This window comes from Streptosporangium jomthongense (assembly GCF_042650425.1).
Taxonomy (GTDB): domain Bacteria; phylum Actinomycetota; class Actinomycetes; order Streptosporangiales; family Streptosporangiaceae; genus Streptosporangium.
The window spans coordinates 140729-160235 of the sequence record NZ_JBHSBC010000008.1; the positions used below are offsets into that span (position 1 = coordinate 140729).

Annotated in this window: 26 protein-coding genes; 2 read left to right on the plus strand and 24 right to left on the minus strand. The window is 69.2% G+C overall.

What is annotated here, in order from left to right; translation table 11 throughout:
- Positions 1–10 precede the first annotated feature (10 nt).
- The 11 genes from ACFOYY_RS08550 to ACFOYY_RS08600 form a co-directional block, all read right to left on the minus strand.
- Positions 11–481: a phage tail tube protein gene (locus ACFOYY_RS08550; protein ID WP_386189120.1), complete on the minus strand. Its 471-nt coding sequence runs from the start codon at positions 479–481 to the stop codon at positions 11–13.
- Positions 482–497: 16 nt separating this feature from the next.
- Positions 498–935: a phage tail terminator protein gene (locus tag ACFOYY_RS08555; protein WP_386189122.1), complete on the minus strand. Its 438-nt coding sequence runs from the start codon at positions 933–935 to the stop codon at positions 498–500.
- Positions 932–1285, minus strand: coding sequence for a hypothetical protein (locus ACFOYY_RS08560; protein ID WP_386189124.1), 354 nt, complete (start codon positions 1283–1285; stop codon positions 932–934). Before ACFOYY_RS08560 ends, ACFOYY_RS08555 begins: the two co-directional genes overlap by 4 nt.
- 11 nt (positions 1286–1296) lie before the next feature.
- Positions 1297–1611, minus strand: a complete 315-nt coding sequence (locus ACFOYY_RS08565; RefSeq protein WP_386189126.1) for a hypothetical protein — start codon at positions 1609–1611, stop codon at positions 1297–1299.
- Positions 1611–1994 (minus strand): hypothetical protein, encoded by a 384-nt coding sequence (locus tag ACFOYY_RS08570; protein ID WP_386189128.1) that lies wholly within the window; start codon positions 1992–1994, stop codon positions 1611–1613. Before ACFOYY_RS08570 ends, ACFOYY_RS08565 begins: the two co-directional genes overlap by 1 nt.
- Positions 1994–3484, minus strand: coding sequence for a hypothetical protein (locus tag ACFOYY_RS08575; RefSeq protein WP_386189130.1), 1491 nt, complete (start codon positions 3482–3484; stop codon positions 1994–1996). Before ACFOYY_RS08575 ends, ACFOYY_RS08570 begins: the two co-directional genes overlap by 1 nt.
- 20 nt (positions 3485–3504) lie before the next feature.
- The gene (locus ACFOYY_RS08580) at positions 3505–3771 is read right to left on the minus strand and encodes a hypothetical protein (protein WP_386189132.1); all 267 of its coding nucleotides are present in this window, start codon (positions 3769–3771) and stop codon (positions 3505–3507) included.
- Between the two features lie 92 nt (positions 3772–3863).
- Positions 3864–4220, minus strand: coding sequence for a hypothetical protein (locus tag ACFOYY_RS08585; RefSeq protein ID WP_386189134.1), 357 nt, complete (start codon positions 4218–4220; stop codon positions 3864–3866).
- Positions 4220–4531: a hypothetical protein gene (locus ACFOYY_RS08590; protein WP_386189136.1), complete on the minus strand. Its 312-nt coding sequence runs from the start codon at positions 4529–4531 to the stop codon at positions 4220–4222. Before ACFOYY_RS08590 ends, ACFOYY_RS08585 begins: the two co-directional genes overlap by 1 nt.
- Positions 4531–5736, minus strand: coding sequence for an SU10 major capsid protein (locus ACFOYY_RS08595; RefSeq protein WP_386189138.1), 1206 nt, complete (start codon positions 5734–5736; stop codon positions 4531–4533). The genes ACFOYY_RS08590 and ACFOYY_RS08595 overlap by 1 nt, the downstream gene beginning before the upstream one ends.
- An 18-nt stretch (positions 5737–5754) precedes the next feature.
- Entirely contained in the window at positions 5755–6393 is a 639-nt protein-coding gene (locus ACFOYY_RS08600; protein WP_386189140.1) for a hypothetical protein, read from the minus strand.
- 251 nt (positions 6394–6644) lie between these two features.
- On the opposite strand from ACFOYY_RS08600, the gene ACFOYY_RS08605 reads away from it, so the two are divergent.
- A complete protein-coding gene (locus ACFOYY_RS08605; protein WP_386189142.1) occupies positions 6645–7010 on the plus strand; it encodes a DUF732 domain-containing protein in 366 nt (121 codons plus the stop codon).
- Here the strand turns inward: ACFOYY_RS08605 and ACFOYY_RS08610 are convergent.
- The 3 genes from ACFOYY_RS08610 to ACFOYY_RS08620 form a co-directional block, all read right to left on the minus strand.
- Positions 7007–7147, minus strand: a complete 141-nt coding sequence (locus ACFOYY_RS08610; protein ID WP_386189143.1) for a hypothetical protein — start codon at positions 7145–7147, stop codon at positions 7007–7009. The genes ACFOYY_RS08605 and ACFOYY_RS08610 overlap by 4 nt on opposite strands.
- On the minus strand, positions 7144–8919 hold the full coding sequence (locus ACFOYY_RS08615) for a phage minor capsid protein (RefSeq protein WP_386189145.1): 1776 nt from the start codon (positions 8917–8919) through the stop codon (positions 7144–7146). The genes ACFOYY_RS08610 and ACFOYY_RS08615 overlap by 4 nt, the downstream gene beginning before the upstream one ends.
- Before the next feature lie 124 nt (positions 8920–9043).
- Complete coding sequence (locus tag ACFOYY_RS08620; RefSeq protein WP_386189147.1) at positions 9044–9316, minus strand: hypothetical protein; 273 nt, start codon at positions 9314–9316, stop codon at positions 9044–9046.
- A gap of 162 nt (positions 9317–9478) precedes the next feature.
- On the opposite strand from ACFOYY_RS08620, the gene ACFOYY_RS08625 reads away from it, so the two are divergent.
- Positions 9479–9880, plus strand: coding sequence for a hypothetical protein (locus tag ACFOYY_RS08625; protein ID WP_386189149.1), 402 nt, complete (start codon positions 9479–9481; stop codon positions 9878–9880).
- Positions 9881–9903: 23 nt separating this feature from the next.
- On the opposite strand, the gene ACFOYY_RS08630 is transcribed toward ACFOYY_RS08625, so the two are convergent.
- The 10 genes from ACFOYY_RS08630 to ACFOYY_RS08675 all read right to left on the minus strand — a co-directional run bounded on the left by ACFOYY_RS08630 (position 9904) and on the right by ACFOYY_RS08675 (position 19392).
- A complete protein-coding gene (locus ACFOYY_RS08630; RefSeq protein ID WP_386189151.1) occupies positions 9904–11481 on the minus strand; it encodes a hypothetical protein in 1578 nt (525 codons plus the stop codon).
- 318 nt (positions 11482–11799) lie between these two features.
- Positions 11800–12027 carry a hypothetical protein gene (locus tag ACFOYY_RS08635; RefSeq protein WP_386189153.1) on the minus strand — a complete coding sequence of 76 codons (228 nt, stop codon included), beginning with the start codon at positions 12025–12027 and terminating at the stop codon, positions 11800–11802.
- A gap of 3 nt (positions 12028–12030) precedes the next feature.
- Positions 12031–12612 carry a WDGH domain-containing protein gene (locus tag ACFOYY_RS08640; RefSeq protein WP_386189155.1) on the minus strand — a complete coding sequence of 194 codons (582 nt, stop codon included), beginning with the start codon at positions 12610–12612 and terminating at the stop codon, positions 12031–12033.
- 84 nt (positions 12613–12696) lie between these two features.
- Complete coding sequence (locus tag ACFOYY_RS08645; RefSeq protein WP_386189157.1) at positions 12697–13956, minus strand: PBSX family phage terminase large subunit; 1260 nt, start codon at positions 13954–13956, stop codon at positions 12697–12699.
- Positions 13949–14452: a hypothetical protein gene (locus ACFOYY_RS08650; RefSeq protein WP_386189159.1), complete on the minus strand. Its 504-nt coding sequence runs from the start codon at positions 14450–14452 to the stop codon at positions 13949–13951. Before ACFOYY_RS08650 ends, ACFOYY_RS08645 begins: the two co-directional genes overlap by 8 nt.
- 126 nt (positions 14453–14578) lie before the next feature.
- A complete protein-coding gene (locus ACFOYY_RS08655) occupies positions 14579–15055 on the minus strand; it encodes a hypothetical protein (RefSeq protein WP_386189161.1) in 477 nt (158 codons plus the stop codon).
- Positions 15052–15426, minus strand: a complete 375-nt coding sequence (locus ACFOYY_RS08660) for a PadR family transcriptional regulator (RefSeq protein ID WP_386189163.1) — start codon at positions 15424–15426, stop codon at positions 15052–15054. The genes ACFOYY_RS08655 and ACFOYY_RS08660 overlap by 4 nt, the downstream gene beginning before the upstream one ends.
- Before the next feature lie 55 nt (positions 15427–15481).
- Complete coding sequence (locus tag ACFOYY_RS08665) at positions 15482–16180, minus strand: hypothetical protein (protein ID WP_386189165.1); 699 nt, start codon at positions 16178–16180, stop codon at positions 15482–15484.
- A gap of 96 nt (positions 16181–16276) precedes the next feature.
- On the minus strand, positions 16277–16648 hold the full coding sequence (locus ACFOYY_RS08670; protein WP_386189167.1) for a hypothetical protein: 372 nt from the start codon (positions 16646–16648) through the stop codon (positions 16277–16279).
- Positions 16645–19392 carry an AAA family ATPase gene (locus tag ACFOYY_RS08675; RefSeq protein ID WP_386189169.1) on the minus strand — a complete coding sequence of 916 codons (2748 nt, stop codon included), beginning with the start codon at positions 19390–19392 and terminating at the stop codon, positions 16645–16647. Before ACFOYY_RS08675 ends, ACFOYY_RS08670 begins: the two co-directional genes overlap by 4 nt.
- Between the last annotated feature and the right edge of the window lie 115 nt (positions 19393–19507).

The following is a 19507-nucleotide window of genomic DNA, read 5'->3' on the forward strand; positions in this document are numbered from 1 at the left end:
GGGGCCTTTCTTACGCTGCGGGGTTGGTGATCGCGGTGCGGGCGCCCTGGCCGCCGAGCGTGAAGTTGAAGGGCTCCAGGCCGGTGGTCGGTCCGCCGCCACCGCCGTACTGCACGGACACCAGGCCCTGCCACGCGTCAGGGGCTCCATCGCGCCGGTAGTACCGGATCTCGATGTTGGAGCCGACACCGACCAAGTTTCCGGCGTCGAGGATGGCCTGCTGGCCAGGGTCGGCGACGAAGCTGCTCGGGGAGGCGGCGTCGCGCTTCCGCTTGCCCTCGCACTCCAGCTTCCACTTGCGCTGCGTGACCTGGTCGCTGCCCCACCCGTTGCTGTCGAAGTCGGAGTCGTCCTCGACGGTCGACTCGATCGTCTCCTTGAAGCTGGTCATGCCCTTGACGCGCGTCCATGTGGGGGCGCCGCTGGTGCCGGTGTTGACTTCCAGCGCCCATGCGCTGGCGAGAAGGCTCTGAGTGGCCATGGTGTGATCTCTCTCCCTATCCGGGGCGGTTGCTGGTGGGGCGGTGGACGAGGAGCCGGTAGGAGTCGGCCCGCTCCCGCCGGTCGAGTCCGTCGACCCCCATGGGGGCCTGGATACGGCGGGTGCACAGGAGGATCCCGGCGGCCGGGGCCGTCCAGCCCTGGAGGACGTCGAAGCACGCGTCGGCGATGTCGTCGACGACCCGGGGGTCCTTGGTGCCGCGGAACCGAAGCTGTACGCCGATCGTGCCGTCGGTGTTGACCGGGTCGTCGGCGTCCTGGTCCACGCCGTAGCAGGCGAGGGCGATGGCCCGATCGGGCTCGGTGGGGAGGCGGCCGAACACGATCGCGACCTCTCCGGAGCCGTACGTTGGCCCGTTCAGCCGCCAGACGCCGGCGCCCGCGGCGTGCAGCTGCTCGGCGACCGCGGTGAGGAGATTCGTGGTCCAGCTCACTGGATGGCCCGCCGAACTTGCGCAGCCACGATCTCCAGGCCGGTCTGCTGCTCGGAGTCCCACGGATCTTCCAGGTACTTCGCCTTCCGGCCACCGTCGTGCTGGAAGTCGAGGCGCTCGTGCTGGATCGTGGCGTACGGGGTGTCGTAGGAGACCGCGCCGGTCAGGCTGGCCCGATCCACGGACGCGACTCCCGACCGCTCCAGAGTCCCCTCCTCGTGGGGCACCTGATCGCGGCTCACCTGAAGGTTGTGCTCCATCCACAGTTCCAGGCCGTCGGCCGCGGCCTCGTGCACGGCCTGGTCGACCTTGCCGAGCCCGTCCAGCTTGAGCTGAGAGCGTTGCGGCATCACGGGCCTCCCTACTGGAGTACGACCTCAAGGTGGTCCGGGGTCGGCAGGCCTCCGCCGTCGCGCCGCGCCGCCGTGATGACGGTGCTGGCGCGGTCGCCGATGACGACCCGGGACCCGGCCGGACAGGTCGTGTCGAGCGGCATGAAGATGGTCGTCTCGCTGATGACCTCGGCGCCCTCGGCGTCGCGCACCAGGCGGCGCTTGGCGTCGACGAAGCACCGGACGAGGGTCTGCTCGCCGTACTCGGGGCCGAACGGGCCCTCCCCCGTGAGGGGCTCGATCAGCACCTGGTGGCGGAGGAGCCAGTCGGGGATGGCGCCCATCAGCAGCTCCAGGTCTGGGGTGCGTGGCCGGTGAGCCCGGCGGCCTGGAGTACGGCGTAGGCCTGCGGGGCGAGGCCAGACGAGGCGCTTCCGTTGTTCGTGCCGCCGCCCGAAGATCGGCCGCCCAGGGTCACCGACCCGATCGTGACGGTGCTGTAGATCGGGGTGACGCCGGACCCGTCCTCCCCAGCCGTGACCCACGCGGCGACCTGCTCGCACGTGGCGTCCCGGAGCGCCGCCTGCACCGCGGCGTCGTCCGAGTCGTAGACGGCGCACAGCAGCGCCTGGTCGACCACGCGCGACGCTCGGGTCAGGAGCAGGTGGGCGTTGGTGGGGGGCGTGGAGAGGTAGGCGGCGAGGTCGTCCACGGTCGCGTACGACATCAGTTCCCCCCTGCGAGTGACAAGTAAGTGGTCTCCGTGCCGTAGCTGGCCGGGTTGAAGCTCGCGGGGAGGTCTCCGCCGCCCGCGCCCACATAGAAAGCCCGGCGCGGCCCCGACGCGGATGGGCCTCGGCAGAACCACGACGTCTGCGCGTCGTTTGCCGAGCTCGGGTACGGCATGACCAAGTCGGCCATACCTCCGAAGATCAGCAGAATGTAGGCCATGCGGGGCGTGCTCTGGGCTGCGATAGGCCCTCCGACGATGGGACCGCCGCGCCATCCGGCGGCCGTCCACAACGTGGAGTCATCGGCGGTCGCGCCGACCAGGACCCCTTCGTCGGTGTAGAGGCCGATCCGGTTCGGGACGGATGACGGGGTGTAGGTGCCGCCCGCCCGCACAGCCGCCCAGAGGCGAGTGAGGGTCACCCCGGCGGGGATCTCGAACCGGCCGCCGAGGATGGTGTTGGCTGAGGCGCTGGACCCCAACATGAAGGTCTCGGGGTCGCCGGTCGCAGCGAGCAGACCGTACGCGGACAAGGGGTAGACGGGGCCGCCACCCGACCCGCCACCGCCGCTCGGGGGATCGGCCCACTTCAGGCCGGACGTCTGCGCAGCGTCGGCGGTGAGCACCTGCCCGTCCGAGCCGACGCCAAGACGGGCGATCGCCGCGCTCCCGGTCGCCGCGAGGAGGTCACCCTTCGCGGTGACGAGCGACCGCTGCACGGCGCCGATAATCCGCGAGTCGTCTCCCGCAGCGACGTTCCCGGAGGTCGTCCCGACCGGGAGCCGAGCCACCGCGAGAATCCCCGAGGTGATGTCCCCACCTGCATGGGAATGGGCCGTCGGGGCGTACGCGGTGGCCCCCTCGGAGGCCGTTACGTACTGCGGGTGAGGGTCAGCGGCGGCCTCGTGTGTGGTCACCGCCGTCGTGGCTGCGCCGAGCGGATCATACAGCCCGCTATGCGTGTGACCTGCGGTTGCGGCCCCTACATCGGCGGCCGTGAGGGTGACGACGCCAGTCATCCCGTTCACGGAGGAGACCGCGTCGCCTCCGCTTCCGGCGGGCAGCTGGCTCGTGGGAACGAGACCATCTGATCCCAGCGAGGCATACCCGGAGGGCTGTCCGCGTCGCGCCGCCAGCTCGTACCGGGCGTCTCCCGCAGACACGGTGAGACCCACGTCGGCCCGGACGCCAGGGATCGAAACGAGCACGTCAGCAAGGTTGTGGTCCCCTGTGGCGGGGACAGTGATGGTGTGCCGCCGAAGGCCTTCGCTGACCACGTAGTGGGCGCCGTCCGGGTAGGCGAGCGACTCCGTGGGAGTGAGCGTGAGACTCCACGCGCCGTCCTGGCCGGAGGCCGTCGAGACTTCCTTGACGATCTCCCCGCCCCCGGCGAGGAAGCCCGACGCGGCGACGAGGTGCGCGGTCACCTGCACACCGGAGACCGGCGCCCCGCTGGCGTCCTTGACCGTGTTGGTGATGGTGGTCACCGCACACCTCCAGTCGGGTGTTACCGGGCGCGGATCCAGGCCAGCGCGTCCTCGACGATGTCGTCGATCGCAGCCTGCGTGGTGACTGCGCTGTGGATGGTCGCGGGCGGAGCCATCACCCGCACGCCGTCGTCCTCGCCGACGATGACGATGGTCAGCTCCGGGTCCACGCCGCCGGGCCTGCCCGCGAGGCCGAAAATCACCTCGTGGTCGACCACCTCGCTGGGGGCGGCCTGGTTGGTGATGGCGGTGGCGACCATGGTGGAGACGGGGTCGGTCAGGCGCACAGAGCGTCCTTTCGGGATTCGAGGGGGAGGTTGGTACGCGGGCGGGCGGCCCCCCTCCAGCACCGCCCACCCGCGCGATTAGGGGACGCCTGTCAGGCGTCGAGCACCGCCGCCGTGATGCTGGCCGGGGTGGTGCCCACCCAGTCCACGTGCACGGTGCCGTCGGACTGCCGGAACTCCGGACCGAACGGCCCGTAGATCCGGTAGGCGCCGGCGGGGATCGCGTTGGCGGTCAGGTCGCCGATCGGCAGCGCCTGCCGTCCGACCGTGCCCGGGGTCAAGAACGTGGGGGTCACCGAGGCGTCGTCGCCGTTCATGACATACAGCAGCCGGTGCTCACGCCAGGGAAAACTGTTGCCGTCGGTGGCCTCGATGGGGCCGTCGACCGCGGTCGGATCGACGCCCATCTCGGTCAGGGCCGTGCTGGCGGTGATGGCCGTACGCGCCATCAGTCCTCCTCAGGGTCGGGGTCGATCTGGTCGGCCAGGCCGATGAGGTCAGTCTTGGTGAGGCCGTCAGCGACCGACCGGTCCATGCCGTGCCCGACCGCCCACTCCACCCACGTCGCCTTGGGCGCGGACTGAGCCGGGCGGCCGGTGAGCACCTCGGGGTCCCGGGGCGGCTCGACGACCTCGACCCGCCGCCACCCGGACGTCGGGTCCGCGACCAGCTCGTCGAGGCGAGCTTCCTCGGCGGACCCGGGTTCCGGCTGGACACGTTCGGCCACGTGCCCGCCGGAAGTACGGATGTAGGTGGCCATCAGATCTTCAGGCCCGTCAGGAGGCCGTGGGCGCGCTCGTTACCGAACTTGAGCCCGACCTCGCCGTACAGCATGACCTTGTCGGCCGCGCCGGTCTTGGCGAGCGGCTCCTCGAAGAAGGCGCCCTTCCCGGGGATGTTGAGGAAGACCGGCATCAGCTGCTCCAGGCTGACGGCGGCGATGGTGTCCTGCGGCATGTGCCGGTCCATCATCACGTTCAGCGTGCCGAAGTCCGTGACGATGGTGGTGACGTTGACGCCGCCGACGGTGCGGGAGCTCTCCTGGAACTTGCCGTAGGCGTCGGCGTACGCCTTGGTGATGGCCCGCTTCTGGATCGAGTTGCACAGCAGGGTCGCGGTGGCCTGCTCGCTGATGCCTCCGTTGTCGTAGGCCAGCTGCAGCACGTCGTTGATGTTGTCCGCGGACAGGGCGGTCGTCCACGGCTTGGTGAAGGCGATGCCGGTGGCGGTGCCGAGGGTGATCGCCGCTCCGCCGCTGGACGTGGACACCTTGAAGGTGTCGGTCGTCTGCTGGTCGACGTAGTAGGCGCGGCCGGGGATGATGCCGGTCGCGGCCCCCACGGCGGTGAACACGATCTTGTCGCCGTCGACGAGGCCGTGCCCGGTCGAGGTGACGGTGTCGGTCGCGGAGGTGGCGCCCGTCACTGCGGTGCCCTTCGCGATGCGGTTCGTCTGGATCGCCTGCAGGAGGCCCTTGGTCTTGCGGGCCGTGCTGTTGCTGTTCGGCTTGGAGTAGGTGCCGTTGATGAACGACCAGTTGACGTCGAGCGCCATCTGCTTGAGCATCTGGGCGACCTGCCAGTCCAGCTCTGACGTGATCGGGTTCGGGCCGCCGCCCGGGTGGTTGAACGGCGCGGACTGGGGGGAGGCGAGCTGGCCGGTGGCGGCCTGCTTGGTGTAGGTGAGCGCCACCTGCTCCTGGTGGATCTGCACGACGTTGGTGATGTTGCCGCGCTTGCGCTCCTCGGCTGTGGGAGCGTCGGCGCCTTCCAGCCGGGTGCGCTGCCCGGGGTCGCGCAGGTCGTACTCCTGCCACTCGAACTCGGTTGAGGTGGTCTGGCCGCCGCCGGTGAGGCCGCCGATCGAGGAGAGCAGCGGGGTGTCATCCGGCGTCAGAGAGAAAAGTTCCCCGGTGTAGTTGGGGAGGTCGAAGCTGGTTGCGAGGCCGGTGATCGTGCCCGCCATGGTGGTCTCCTAGATCGTTTACTGTGGTGTCTGAAGGGCGGCGCGTTGCCGCTTGAGCGCGATCGCCGTGACGAAGTCGCGCCGCTTCTCGGCGTCGGCGATCTGCTGGTCGATGGTCGTCTGGACGCTGCCGCCGGAGCCGGAGAAGTCGCCGCCGGACTGGGGCGGCACGGGCGGGGCGGTCGGAGTGGCCGGGGCCTGCTGGGCGGCCATCCACGGGTTTGCCTGCAGCACGGCCTGGATCACCTCGGCGAGCCGGGTCGGGAAGTCCTCGGCGTTCGGGTCGAGCTGCTTGGCGCGGTCGCTGAAGGCGACGGAGCCGAGGAGGGCGTCGGGGTTGACGCCGTGCGCCGTCGCGGTGGTGTACGCGTGGCGGAGCACCGTCTCGGAGCGGGCCGTCGTCCGGTACTTCGCGGACTCGTCCCGTAGGTCACGGATGTGCTTCTGCCACTTCTGAGGGAGCTTCGCCAGGTCCTCGGCGTCGTCGGCCGGAGCGTTCGGTACGGGCGGCATCCACGTGGGTGGCTGCGGGACCGGCGGCGCGGCCGGGGCCGGGGGAGTCGTCAGCGCGGGGACCGCGGGCGCGGCCGGTTGGCCGGGGGTGGGCGGTGCGGGCTGGCCCGGGTCGGTGGCCGGGGGCGGGGTGGGTGTGGTCATGCGGACCCTCCTGGGGAGCGCGGGGCGGGAATGGCCGGCACCTGGCCGACCGGGGTGGTGGTGGACCGCTCCGGGCGGTCTCGGTTGAGCAACCGTCGCCATGAGATGACGACGGGAAGTTCGAAGTGGGGCGTATGGTGCGCGGCATGCACCCTCAACAGTCCCCGCAGGGGCCTCCGCCTGGGTTACCGCGCACACAGCCGTACGGCCAGCCGCCGAAGGCGCCGAACACGAGGTTGATGGGTTGCGCGGTGCTCATCGGCGCCCTCGCCGTCCTCGTGCTCTTGGTCTTCCTCCTCGGAGGGAACAGCCAGGAAGAGCCGCCGCCGGTGAACGCCTCGCCGAGCGCGACACTGCCTACGGTGCCCCGTGTTCCGACGCCGGACGGCGCCGAGCGCGACGCTTACCTCGCTGCGCTGAGGTCGGTGGATCCGGGCCTGGTGGAGAAGGAGGATCAGGCAGTCCGTCGTGGCCGGGACACCTGCCTGGACATCCTGGAGAAGAAGACCACAGCGCAGGTCGCGGCGAACGCCAAGGTCCGTTTCACCGGGGCGGTCACGGTGAGCGAGGAGCAGGCGCGGCAGATCGTCGAGGCCGTGAAGGCCTGGTGCCGTTAGAGGTCGTCGAGGCCGAGGAGCTCCCGGTACTCGGGGTCGTCGAGGGCGTCGCCGTGCTCGTCGACGTCGAGCAGCTCCGGCTCGTCGCTGGTGAGGGCGGACTCACCGTCACCGTGCGGGCGGGGCGTCGTCGTCATGGCACTACTTCTACCCTGACCACGGTGTGCTCGCCCTCCTCAACCACTTCGACCACCTTGTACTTCGTGCCCGCAGCCAAGATCATCTCCAATTGGCCGGGGTGGGCGGACAGGTCGTCGACGTAGGCGGCCGGGGTGCCCGCGGGTGCGGAGATCTCCATGAGGACTGGCCGGCGGGCGGCGAGCCGCATCTGCCCGGCCGGGTCGGTGTGGCCGTCCTTCGCGATGGAGGTGGACATGAACCCCTTGTCCTGCAGCGTCTTGCCGACGAGGTCGCCGAGCCGGTCGGCCCGGGTGCGGCCGCGGCCGAACGCGTCGGGGGCGACGTACCGGTAGAGGAGTGCGGGGCGGGGGAGGGGCCGCATCGAGGACGCGACCGCCCGGGTGAACGCCTTCACGGTCGGGTCCTTGCCGCGGCCGGACCGCAGTAGGCCGTTGATCTCGCCCGCCCAGCCCGCGGTGTACTCCTCCAGGGCCTCGCGTTCGGCTGCGGTCCACGCCCGGTCTCGGGTCATGTCGTTCTGCATGCGGCGTGCCTCGTCGGGGGTGAGCCGCGCGGGCGCGGGCGCGGGGGGTTTCGGCGGGGCCGGGATGTTCGGCGGGGTGGGTGGCATGTCGGCGACGGGGCCGCCCTTCGGTCCGCCGGGGGGTGGGGTGTTGCCTGCTCCGACCTGCTCCCTGTAGGGCAACCTCTTGAGGTCGGGATGAGCCTTGAGGTGCTCGCGGAGCCGAGCCTGCTCGGTGCGGACCTTGGCGGCCGCGACCTTCTTCGCCTCCGGGGTGAGCGCGGCGAGCTGCTGCTCCTTCGCGGCCCGGATGCGCCGCTCCAGGTAGCGCTGCTTCTGCCGGGCGAGGTCGCCCTCGGGGTCGGCGGTCGCGGTCTTGAGCTTGGTGACGCCGGGAAGGTACGCCGACGCCGAATGCCTGCAGTTCGGGTGGAATAGGCCCTTCGCGCGGGCCTGGTCGAGTGTCGCGACGACGGTCACCTCGACGGTCTCGCCGTCCTTCGTGGCGTGCGGGATGCGGAGTTTCCCGATCGGCCCGGGGTTCCGCCTCAAGACCTTGCTCTCGAAGGGACGGCACACGCGGCATTCCTGCGTGTTGTCGGAGATGACCACCAGGTCGATCCCGGCTGTCTGCAGGCGGTCCATCTGGCCTTGTACGGCGGCGCGCTGGGCGTTGGTGCGGCCGATCATCTCCGCGTAGCTGCTGAGCTTCCATCGGCGGTTCGCGCGGTCCGTGAAGTCGACGATCCCTTGGTCGACGAGACGCTGCCATGCGGCCTGTGACGCCTGACGTCGGGTCGCGGTGCCGAGCGCGATCCGGGCTGCGGTCGCGGCCTGGACTCGTCGGTACGCGTCTTCCGCGCTCCGGAGGATGTTGCCCTCGACGACGCCGAGGTCACGGTGGAGGGCGGCCGCGATGTTCTCGATGATGGCGGCGCCGGGCGTCTGGGTGAGCGCCTGGCGGGCATCGTCGCGGGTGGTCTTGCTGACGGGCAGGCCGGTCAGCGCGGAGGCGCGGCCGTCCCGGTACGCCTGCCGGATCGCCTCCCGGATCGTGGCGCTCTTGGTCTTCTGGAGCCGTTCGTAGACGGCGAGGCCGGCGGCCCGGAGCTTCCGGACCGCGTCCAACTTCACCTCGGCTGTCGGCGCGATCAAGTCGCGCTTGAGCTCGTCGGCCACCGTGCGGATCAGCGAGGCCTCGACCTCCCGGTAGAGGTCGGCGACGGAGGAGGCGACTTGGTCGAGGAGGTCCTGGTCCACAGCCACGAGGAGAACCTCCTCGACAAGCTGGCCACCATTTTCGGGAGGTCCCGAAAATGGTCCTGACCTGCCTTTTTCCCGGATCCGGGAAAAAGGTCAGGCGAACGGGTCGGAGGACCTTTTCGGGGCGTTACTCCTGGGGGGTGACGCGTCCGCTGGTGATCAGCCAGTCGGAGACCTGCTTCCAGCTCCAGGCGGGGACGCCGTTGACGGTGGTCACGGGGTCGGGGAGCGGGATCTCGCGGGGGCGGGCGCCGGAGCGGGTTGGCCGGCCTTTCGCGTCCCAGGCGCGGCGGGCTTTCTCCCAGGAGCGGACGGTGTCCATGCCCAGGTCGGTGCCGTAGTCGGCGGCGACGCGTTCGATGATCTCGGCGTATCCGACGATGTCGTGTCTCTTGGTCACGCGGTGAGCGTACCAAATTTGGTGGCGTGGTCAACCCGAATGTGGGTTGATCACGAGTAGGTAACATCCTCTCGGCTCCACCAGATCTGGGTTGCTCGCTCCACCAAATTTGGTAGTGTCATGGGTGTCGGCAGGGACACCACACCACACCGGGAGCACGAAATGACCACCGAGACCGAGGCCCTCACCACCGCCCAGCAGGCCGCCATGATCGCCGCCCTGATCAGCTGGGACGAGGGCAGCCGGGACGAGTTCTTCGCCAGTCTTCGCCACACTCTGTCGCCCGTCGAGCTGCGCCTCATCTACGCCGCCGCCAACCAGCGCGACCGTCGGCCGAACGACCCCTTCGCCGACATCGAGATGGTCGGCGAGCTGGAAATCGCGCCGTGCGACCACGGCGGCATCCGGATCCGCCACCCCGCCACCCGCATGATCTTCGACGGTGAGGGGTGCTGGATGAGCTACGACGACGTGGACGTCACCACCATCAAGGACGAGGAGGGCACCGCCTGGGCGACCCCCGAACTGGGCATCGCTGCCGCCCTCGCCACCCTGGAGGAGTAGGAGATCAGGCCACGGCCCGGGGATCACTCCCCGGGCCTGCCCTGCTGGCCAGGAGGCCCGCCCTGCCCTTCCGCCTCCGGATCCTCGCCGTCGTCTGGGCCCGTCATCTCGCCCGGCAAGGCGAACGGGTCAGCGACCGGGTCCGGTCGGGCGTCGGCGATCCGTTCCACCTCGGCGGTGATCTCGGTCTCGTCCCAGTCGGGGTGCAGCATTCTGACGAGGGTTTCGTCGCTGGCGGCCTCCGCGCGCCTCATCAGTTCGGCGGTGGTGGCGAGCTGCGCGAGGTCGGGGGAGACGCTGTCGCCGAAGACCACGGTCGGCCGCTCTGGAGCGACGCCGGAGGAGAACAGCGCGGCCTCCAGGAGGAGCAGCATCTCGACGGCGTCGGCCAGCGCGGGGCCGGTGTAGACCGCCTTCCGCCCCCGGGTGGTCAAGCTCCGGCGTTCCTTCGCGGAGACCTCGGTCGCGGTGACGGCCACGTCCCCGCTGAGCCCGAAGGACTGCGCCGAGTACCCGGTGGAGCGGAGGATCGCGGCGAGCAGCTCGGCGGCCGTGTCCCGGTGCTCGACGGTCCGGATCCCGAACTGCTGCGCTGAGATCTCCATGCGGTCGTCGCCGCCGAGCACGGACATGGTCTCGTACAGTTCGCGGTCGAGGTCGAAGGACGCGCCTCGTCCGGGGCCGTTCGACTGCAGGTACGACGAGGGCACGATCAGGCGGGCCTTCGCCAGGCGCACGTCCCGCATCCACGACGTGTACGTCTCGTCGAGCGCGTCCATCAATCCGAGGACCGGCCCGTCGAAGTCCGAGCGGCCGAGGTTGGCGCCCGCCGGGAAATTCCGCCAGGTCCTGTTCGGCCTCATGTTGGGGACGTACACGGCGGTGAGCTTGTCGATGCGGGTCTGGACCACGGGCTGCAGTCCGGCGGTCTCCGGGTGGTCGGTGAGCGGCACGGGGTCGCCGAGGGATCCGGGGCGGCCACGGTACAGGCCGTGGAGGATGACTTTGGGCTCGTGGCGTTCCAGGTGGATGAGGCAGGTTTGGTCGTCCTGCTCCACCACACGCCAGAACGTCACCGCGGACAGGCGGCCCCACCGCCACTCCGGGACGGCCGCGTCAGCGTGCACGACGGCGAGCCACGGCCGTTCGGCGACCTGGGTGTCCCAGACGGCGCGCAGGTAGTAGCCGCCGAGCGCGGCCCCGACCTCAGCCCCTTCGAGGAGCGTGGCTTGGAGCCCGTCCTCGACGAGCTCCTCGATCCGCTCCTGCGTGGCCACGGTCTCGACGGTGAGCGACGGGGGTTCGGAGAAGAGGAGGTCGCTGGACATGGTGGCGATGTCCGAGGCGACCGGCACGTGGAGCTTCGTGCGCTTCTCCCCGGCCGGGGTGGGCTGCCCCCAGAACCAACGGCTCAAGGCACCGACCACGCCCCCGCGGTACTGGCCGGGGCGGTTAGCTGGCCGGGCGCCGACGCCTTGCGCTCCGTACAGGTCGGCGAGCTCGTCGTCGTCGCCCCGATACCAGGCGTCGAGGACGCCGTAGTGCTGGTAGATGGGGTTGAGGTGTTGGGGCGGCCATGTGCCGCCGCTCGGCAGCGGCATCGCGGACTTCCCTTCGCATTCTCATGCCTTCTGACCTGCTGAAACATGCGATGCTAACGTTTCTCGGAATCGCCGTGAGAGAATTCTAGTAACCCGAAAAATCCGAACTACGGAGATTCACAAATTGGAAACGTATTACATCCAGGAAATCCCGGGACGGACCGAAAGCGTCCGTGCTGATCGCGTCGTCCTCGACACGGCGGCCGGTCTTCGCCGGTTCCTGCGTCACGGTGAGGTCGTCCGCACGGTGCCGATCGACACCCCCACCCGGGTGATCGAGGTCACCGAGGACTTGCACCCGAAGGGGGGTTGGCCGGTCTAGTCGGAGTCGTGGGGTACGCCGTCGCGCTCACGGCGGTGTGCCCCACGATCCCACACGACGTCGTTCGCCTCGTGCACGGTCCGCCACAGCTCGTACCGGACGGTGTCGTCAGCCTCGGCCCACTGGGCACGCATCTGGTCGACGGCGTGGACCAGGGCGCGCACTTCGGGTGGGAGGTCGGTGAGCTCAGTGGGTTCGCCGAGGGAAGCCCAGTCGGGTGCCATCTCTCAGGCCTTGCCTGGGACGTTCGACACGGCCTCGACGAGGCGCGCCAGGCGCTCGTACTTCTCCGCCGTCGTGTGACCGTCCCAGGCCGGGGACTGATCAGCGTCCAGTACGGGGACGTGGGGGAACAGGTCGAGATCGTCGCTGGACAGATGCCAGGACAGTTGGCCTTGCGGGGTGGTGACGTAGATGACAGGCCAGTTCGGCTCGTCCGGGTCGGCGTTGGGCACGATGGCCGAGGGGTAGACGGCTGCGAGGTAGGCGACGAGCGCGGCCCGCTCCCGGTACGGATTCCACACCTCGGGCTCCGGCTCGACCTGGCCCGGCTCGTCGACGCTCTCCGGCCAGTGCCACGTGCCCGGTACGTTCTGCGGGCCGTAGTCCACCTCGTTGAAGAACATGCCCGTCGGGTTCATCACGGCGAGGTGGCAGCGCGCCTGCATGTCGTCGTCGGCGTGCTGGGGCGGTGCGTAGCTGGAGACCTCGGTGACGATCGCGGCCCGGCAGACGCTCGGGTACTCGCCACCCGGAGTGCCGTAGCTGACGTAGTGAACGGTCTGGCCGACGGTCGGCGTCTGACTCATGGGTGCTCCATCAGTGAAGGGGGATGGAAAAGTAAAGCCACGGGAATGGACATTCCCACAAGTTACGGCTGAGTAGAGCAGTGCTCACGCTGCGGGCAGGACCGGCTCGCGCAACTGGTGCTGCCAGACCGCGCGCGTCGTGAAGATCCCGTACCGGCCCGCGTCCAGACTGTGGTCGTCCGCCTTGATCGGAACGTCCTCGCCGTCCTCGGCCTTCTCGTCGTCCCACGCGTACCCGGCGACCTCCTCGATCCACCCCTCACACGAGCGGTGAACGAGCAGCTGGCCAGTCGCCAAGAGACTGGCGACGGTGCGGATGCCGTCGACGACGTCGTTGTTGCCGAGCGTCGAGACGATCCCGTCGTTGTGCAGCTGCACGCGGAAGCTCTTCGCGGAGGGGTCGACCACGACGTACTGCGGGTGCTCGCCCTGGGCGAGCCAGGCCCGGAGGCGTTGGGAGTACTCGGCGTCGGTCAGGCTGCGGTGAGCGAGCTTGGAGTCGTACCGGTACTCACGGGTCAGGTACAGGCGGCCATCGACGCCCAGGGCGAGCATGAGCGCGGCGAAGGGGTTCGTCGTGCCGTAGTCCACGCCCACGCTGATCCACTGCACGATCTGCGGCAGGACGTCGACCACGTGGCGCTGCTCGTCCCACATGTCGTAGACGGCTCCTTCGGCCTGCACCCAGTGGCCGAGGATGAACCGCCGGTACCACAGGCCGACATACGTCGACTTGAGGGTGGCGACGTACTCGGCGGGCAGGTGCGGGTTGTCGTCCAGCTGGAAATGCCAGGACCGCAGGCTCGTCTCCGTGGGGCGGAGCATGTACTGCTTGCGGAGCCAGTGGGCGGGGTTGTCGGGGTTCGTGGTGACGAACAGGCGCGCGCCGGGCACCGAGCAGCGGGCGTTGAGCTGGTCGAAGAAGTCCTTCGGAATCGTGGTGCCTTCGTCGACGTAGGCGCCGGCCCCGGTCATGCCGCGGACTTTCGGTTCGGCCTTGGCGTCGTTGGCGCCGAGGACGTGGACGGTGCGGCCGAGGATCGTGGCGGTGGGGGCGCCGTTGTTGTAGTGCACCTGGGAGGCGAGGGTGCCGAAGATGTCGGGGTTGGTGAGGGGCCCGAAGGCGTTCCGGAAGATGGAGTCGCGGGTGCGGCCGACCATGACGAGTTCGCCGCCGCGGGGCGGGTTCGCGACGAACATCAGCCACTTCAGCAGGGACGCGATCGTCTTACCGGACCGAACTGAGCCTTCCCACAGGTTGATGCGGGCCTCGGCCTCGACGACGGAGCGGATCTGCTTCGGCGACAGTGCGCTGGTGACTTGGGTCAGGTCGATGTCACTCATCGGCCGGGAGTTGTTCGTAGGCGATGCGGAGGCCTTCAGCGAGGGCGCCCAGCATGCTGCGGGCTTCGGACGCGCCGTTATCGAAGTCCATCTTGATCAGCTTGTCGTGCTTGTCGATCGCGATGCCGAGCGCGGTGTACGCCTCCCGGGTTTCCCGGAGCGGCGGCAGGTCGAGGGTGACGAGTTCGGGGCCTTCGGGGCCTCGTTCGTAGTACCGGTAGCTCGACCAGGCGCGGGCCCGGAGCCGGTCGACGTCAGCGAGGAGTGTCTCGGCGAGCTCGGCGCGGCGGGTCTTCATGTCGGCCGTGCGCGCACGCGTAGCTTTTTCCGTCTGCGCGCGCGAGAACGCGTCTACGATCTGTTCGTCTTTGGCGATCTTGCGGACGGTGGCATCGCTGACGCCGTGTTGGCGGGCGATGCCTCGGCAGGACTTCTCGCCTGCACGGATGTCGTTGAGGATGGCGGCGCGGGTGGTGGGGTCGATGGGTGGGGGCACACGTGCTCACCCCCGGACATGACGAAGGCCCCGTGTGGTGGCGGGGCCGTGTGTGCGCATGCTGCGCGTGCCTCCGATCATGGGTTATCCCCAGGCATGGTGTCAAGCCTGTTTGGCCATCGACGCTTAGCGAATTTCCCTTAGCTTGGAGTATTTTATAAAAATCTTCCGGTAGGCAAAGTATTCCTTGCTCGCTTCTTCTATTGGGAACCTTTCTAGAGAGGTGGTGATAACGTGTGTAATTACTCTATCTATTGTGCGCTTTTCGAGCCTTTTTGGTAGGACCATTAGGATAAATGGAAACCTCTTTAATGTAATTGCAATTATGGCAAGGGGGATGTTTTTTGCTTTCGTTTGGCGGGTTAGTGCGATTATTGCTTGGGCGAAAAACCCGAGGGCTGTACAAAGCTTAAAAAGCTTTCCAGGGCGCTCCTCGATCAATGACACTAGTTCGGCTGCGCGCGTCTCGGCGCGCTCGGGGTTGGGGTAGCGCACGCGGGCGGACCACTGAACCAGTCTCCGGGCCGCCCAGGGAGACAGTTCGCAGGCTTCGTTGACGATGAGGCCTAGGGCGATGCCGAGGAAGATTTCCCAGCCGCTCACCGGGTTCCTCCAGTGAAAATCGTGCCGAGTAGGCCGCGGAAAACGCTGCCAGTTGCGGGTCGCGGTTGGAGGGCTTCAGGGCGTCGCTCGGCGAGCAGTGCGCGGGCGGCGGGGGCGCCGATTCCGGTGAGGGTGTAGAAGCGGCGGGGCGGCTTCGTGGGGTCGGGGTTCTTGTCTTCCCAGTGGCCTTCGATCCACCTCAGGTCTTCGAGGCGGTCGAGGACGCCGTAGATCGTGGGGCCGGTTCGGCCGGTGGCCTTGATGATGGCCCAGCCGTGCAGTTCGTAGCCCTGACGGTGGGCTTGTATCAGGGCTTCGAGGACGTCGAGCAGGGGTTTGGTGACGCGGACGGGTCCGCTGGTTCCTTCCACACCCCTTACCTTACCTAGGTCGGATAAGGAGTGTGCGGGGTTCGGGGATCTGATTTCAGGCGGCCTGGAGTCGCTTGGCGAGCCACGCCCAGTCCCACAACGGCCAGCACGGCCGCCCGCCCCACCAGGTCGTCACGTCCTTGCCCGGAGGCTCGCAGGAACCCTCGCAGACGATCGCGATCTGATCGCCGGGCATGATCCGCACCCGCAGCGTCCACTGGCCGTCTCCGACCGCCTGGGGGCCGTCTTTGGGGCACCAGGGGCAGGTGATGCGCAGGACGTGTCCGTCGGGCCAGAGGTCGAGGTGGTGGGCGAGCGTGTTGACGATGCGGCGGGCTCGGGGGGCGAGGTCTTCGGCCAGGCCCGGGTCGACGAAGTCGGCCTCGACGAGGTGGCGGGCGGCGAAGTCGAGCAGCGGCCCGACGTTGGTCTGCAGGGTGGCCGGCGGCGCGGGCCTGGGGCACATGATGGCCTGGGCGACCATGGCGGCGCACGTGTAGGCCTCGATGGCGAGGTTGTTGAGCGCTGTCACCACGTCGAGGTCGACAGGGGCGGGGTGCTCGCCGGGCATGACGGCGACGCGCTCGATGCGCTCGACGCGGGCGAGCTGGTCGCGGAGCTCTCGGGCCTCGGCGGTCATGAGGTTGGGGCGGGGTGGCCTGGGGGTGCCGGGGAAGCGTGCCTCGACGAGGTCGGCCGCGTAGAAGGAGGCCCATTCGAGGTCGGTGGCGACGACGGTCGGCAGGTGGTGCACGGGAGGTCCCCCTGGATGGTTCGGATCGGACGGGAGCGATGGTGGCGGGCGGCGGTGGTTAACGTCGCGTCCTACGACCGTCGGGGTGGTGGGGGTTCAGAAGGGGGCGTCATTGCTTTCGGCCTCCGTGAGGATTTCAGGCGCGCGGGCAGGAATAGCGGGCAGGGGTGAGCCGCATTTATGTGCGGCGAGTACCGGATATCGGCGGGGATTTCTTATGTGCCACTCATAGCGGTGCTCGAGCTCCTTTTTCTGCGCGTTGCCGACAAGGTCGTACGTCGCGCGGCCTTGGAGAAGCGCGATCGCTTCGCCCATTTCGTCGATCGGGCCGATATCGGCTCGGACGGGGAGTGCGCATTTTTCGGCGTCGAGGCCTCGGAGGACCGGGGCGAAGCACCGTGGGCACTGGGTGATGCCCGCGGTGCGCAGCTGGCCGCCGGAGCGGGCGAGGAGCCAGGCCGGGATCACGGGCGCTCCTCGGGGTTGAGGATCTCGCCGGTGGTGGGGTTGACGCGTTGCCCGTCGATGAGGACCCAGGCGGGTTGGGCGAGGAGGTCGCTGGGGTCTCGGGGATCGGGGGCGGGCGGTGGAGTGTGCGTCAGTGCGTCGTCCCCCTTTAGGGGGGACGCACTGACGCACTCACCGCCCAGTGTGTGACGCACTGCTGACGCGCTTGACGCACTGGCGTTGTGACCTGCGGTTTTAGTGCGTTGATCTTGTGACGCACTCGTTTTGGAGGGAAGATCGTTTTCGCTTATTGACGCATCGAAGATCAACGCGCTGACGCACTGGGATTGACCTGCGGAAACACTATTGACACTCGATGCCGAAGACCCGGATTGGTGATCTTGTGACGCGCTCGAACCGGCCGTAAGCCAGTGGAGATGAGCACCGCGCGCACCCGGAGACTTACGCACCCGGCCCGCGGAGACGAGCGCCTTGAGCGCCTCACGGATCGTTTTCTGCGGGTGCTCCTCACCCGCGATCGCGTCCTCGATCTGCCGCCCGGAGGAGCCCGGGGAGAGCGTCAGAACCTCGATGATGGCGTCCGAGGTGCCCCGGGTCTTGGCGTCACGCCGGTTGCCACTGGCGAGCTCCAGGCGCTTCGTCGACGGGTCGTAGGCGAGCAGAGATTCAGGCACCTCAACATCCCGGCCATACGCCGAGAAATACCGGGGCGCCGCCGGATCCATTTCCCCGTCATCGCCTTTCTCGCGGACGAGACGCCATTCCACATCCGGCCAGTCACGCAACCGGGAAGCTCCCCGGGACCTCTCACCGGAATGCCCCATGTGGTGCACAACAATGGCCTCAGAAACGCCCGCCTCTTTCAAAAGCTCGTCGAAAGCCACGAGGAATCGACCGGCCTCCTTGTCCTCGGAGAGGCCGAGGGCGTCGAGGATCGGGGCGAGGCAGTCGAGCACCACGACGGACGCCCCGAAGGCGCGGAGGTCGGCCGCCCATTCGGAGCGGGTCTCGGGGTCGAGGATGTCGAACGAGGAGAGGCGGCCGCGGAGAGACACGACCGCGGCCGCCGCGGTGTTCTCGATGCCCTGGCGACGCAACCACAGGCGGACCATGCGCTCGTCGAGCTCGTCGTCCAGGAGCACGATGCGGCCGGTGACCGGCTGCACGGGGAAGCGGCCGAGGAACGGCACGCCGTCGGCGAGGGACCGCAGGATGTTACCGATCATGGTCGTCTTGCCCGCCTTGTACTGGGCGGCGAGCACGACGCGGCCGCCGATCGGCCACAGGCCGTCGAGGCGGTATTGGGCGGGCTCGTCTGGGACGGAGAGGAACTCGTCCAGGGCGACGATGGGAGGCCGGGCTACGGTGCCCGCGCGGGCACGCTTGGCCCGCCGGGCAGCTTCCTCGCGGACGCGGAGCCGCCGGAGCTCGGCCTCGACTTCCCGCTCGAACGCGAGCGCCTGGGCCTGTTCGGCGGTGATCGGCTCCTCCTGCTCCGGGGCCGCGCCGGGGAGGTGGTGGACGGTGGCCAGCGCCCCCTCAGCGCCCCCTGCGAAAGGGGGCGGCCCCGAGGCACTCGGCGTGGTGGGGGCGATCAGCGCGTACAGCTCGGCCGTCTCGTCCCGTTCCGGCATCGCTCCGCCGTACCCCTGCGCGCGCAGCGCGGACGCCGCGGCCGCGTGGTTCCCTCCGTGCTCGAGGAGCGCGTACGCGGAGAACTTCGAGTACGGCGTCTCCGTGTCGAACTCCGTCGACGAGGAAAACACGTACAGGTTGTCGCCGTCGTTAGTCCCGGTCGTCGCCGAGATGCCGCGGGACTTGCCGGGCCGGGTCCAGCCGAGCGACCGCCCGAAGTTGCGGGTGTGCCTCCACCCGTGCGGTTCGAGGATTTCCCGCCACGACGCCTTGGCGTTGAAGTCGTCGCCGGGCCGCACCACATCACCGTGGTCCGCAGTACGGTTCACGCCCGCAGAGGAGGCCGCGGGTGCGGTCGGGGCTGCGACGGGCATCTCGTCGAGCATGGCCGCGACCGCGTGCAGCGCGTCCCGCTCGTCCTCGGTCACGACCGCGATCGTCGCGGGGCCGCCCCGGGCGAGCACCCACGGGCGGCCGCTCGAGTGCGTCCGGCCCGCGCTGGGCGCGGCCACGACGAACCCTCCCTCACCGCGGGTCTCGATGAGGACCTGGGGGACCTGCTCGCCCCGCGTGACGGTGTCGAGGCGGGCCTGCCGCTTGGCCCGCACCTGCAGGTCCTGCTCGGCGTCGACGCTGGCCTGCTGCTCGACCCGCCACGCGGCGAGCTCCGCAGGGGTGGCCGGCCGACGGGCGAGCCGGGTGTTCTTCCTCGGGGCGCCGTCGACGCGCAGAAGGATGTGGAGCCCTCCGGACGGGGTCATCTCCAGGTATCCGCCGGTGATGCGCTCCCACAGCTCGGCCAGGCCGTGGTCTTCGAGGAGGCGCGCGTACCGGCCGAGGTAGCCCTCCTGCACGGCCCGCCCCTCGAGCTCGAGGAGCTCGAGGCCGCTGGAGATGGTGCCGCACACGTAGCCGAGACCGTCATACAGGCCTGGCTGTCCGAACCACTCGGCGAGCTGCTCCGGGGTGGGCCGGGTGGTCTTGTAGTGCTCCCAGGATCCGCCGCCTGGGTACGGCCGCTTCGTGCCGTCGACTGCGGTGGGGATGACGCACAGCCCTGCGGTGTGCGCGGCCTGGGCGGTGGTGAGGAGAGGGGGAGGTGTGGTCACGCGGTCGCCTCGCCGTGGAGAGGTGTCCTGTGGGTGGTGCGCATGGTGGGCCCCTCTCGGTCGTGCGGGTGGTGCTGAGTGCCCGCCCCAGGGACTCGCACCCTGGGCGTCTGCT

Bases quoted from the DNA above. Each gene is read 5' to 3' on its own strand.
- ACFOYY_RS08550 (WP_386189120.1), bottom strand. From the start codon at position 481: ATGGCCACTCAGAGCCTTCTCGCCAGCGCATGGGCGCTGGAAGTCAAC.
- ACFOYY_RS08560 (WP_386189124.1), bottom strand. From the start codon at position 1,285: ATGCCGCAACGCTCTCAGCTCAAGCTGGACGGGCTCGGCAAGGTCGAC.
- ACFOYY_RS08565 (WP_386189126.1), bottom strand. From the start codon at position 1,611: ATGGGCGCCATCCCCGACTGGCTCCTCCGCCACCAGGTGCTGATCGAG.
- ACFOYY_RS08570 (WP_386189128.1), bottom strand. From the start codon at position 1,994: ATGTCGTACGCGACCGTGGACGACCTCGCCGCCTACCTCTCCACGCCC.
- ACFOYY_RS08585 (WP_386189134.1), bottom strand. From the start codon at position 4,220: ATGGCGCGTACGGCCATCACCGCCAGCACGGCCCTGACCGAGATGGGC.
- ACFOYY_RS08590 (WP_386189136.1), bottom strand. From the start codon at position 4,531: ATGGCCACCTACATCCGTACTTCCGGCGGGCACGTGGCCGAACGTGTC.
- ACFOYY_RS08595 (WP_386189138.1), bottom strand. From the start codon at position 5,736: ATGGCGGGCACGATCACCGGCCTCGCAACCAGCTTCGACCTCCCCAAC.
- ACFOYY_RS08600 (WP_386189140.1), bottom strand. From the start codon at position 6,393: ATGACCACACCCACCCCGCCCCCGGCCACCGACCCGGGCCAGCCCGCA.
- ACFOYY_RS08610 (WP_386189143.1), bottom strand. From the start codon at position 7,147: ATGACGACGACGCCCCGCCCGCACGGTGACGGTGAGTCCGCCCTCACC.
- ACFOYY_RS08625 (WP_386189149.1), top strand. From the start codon at position 9,479: ATGACCACCGAGACCGAGGCCCTCACCACCGCCCAGCAGGCCGCCATG.
- ACFOYY_RS08630 (WP_386189151.1), bottom strand. From the start codon at position 11,481: ATGCCGCTGCCGAGCGGCGGCACATGGCCGCCCCAACACCTCAACCCC.
- ACFOYY_RS08635 (WP_386189153.1), bottom strand. From the start codon at position 12,027: ATGGCACCCGACTGGGCTTCCCTCGGCGAACCCACTGAGCTCACCGAC.
- ACFOYY_RS08640 (WP_386189155.1), bottom strand. From the start codon at position 12,612: ATGAGTCAGACGCCGACCGTCGGCCAGACCGTTCACTACGTCAGCTAC.
- ACFOYY_RS08645 (WP_386189157.1), bottom strand. From the start codon at position 13,956: ATGAGTGACATCGACCTGACCCAAGTCACCAGCGCACTGTCGCCGAAG.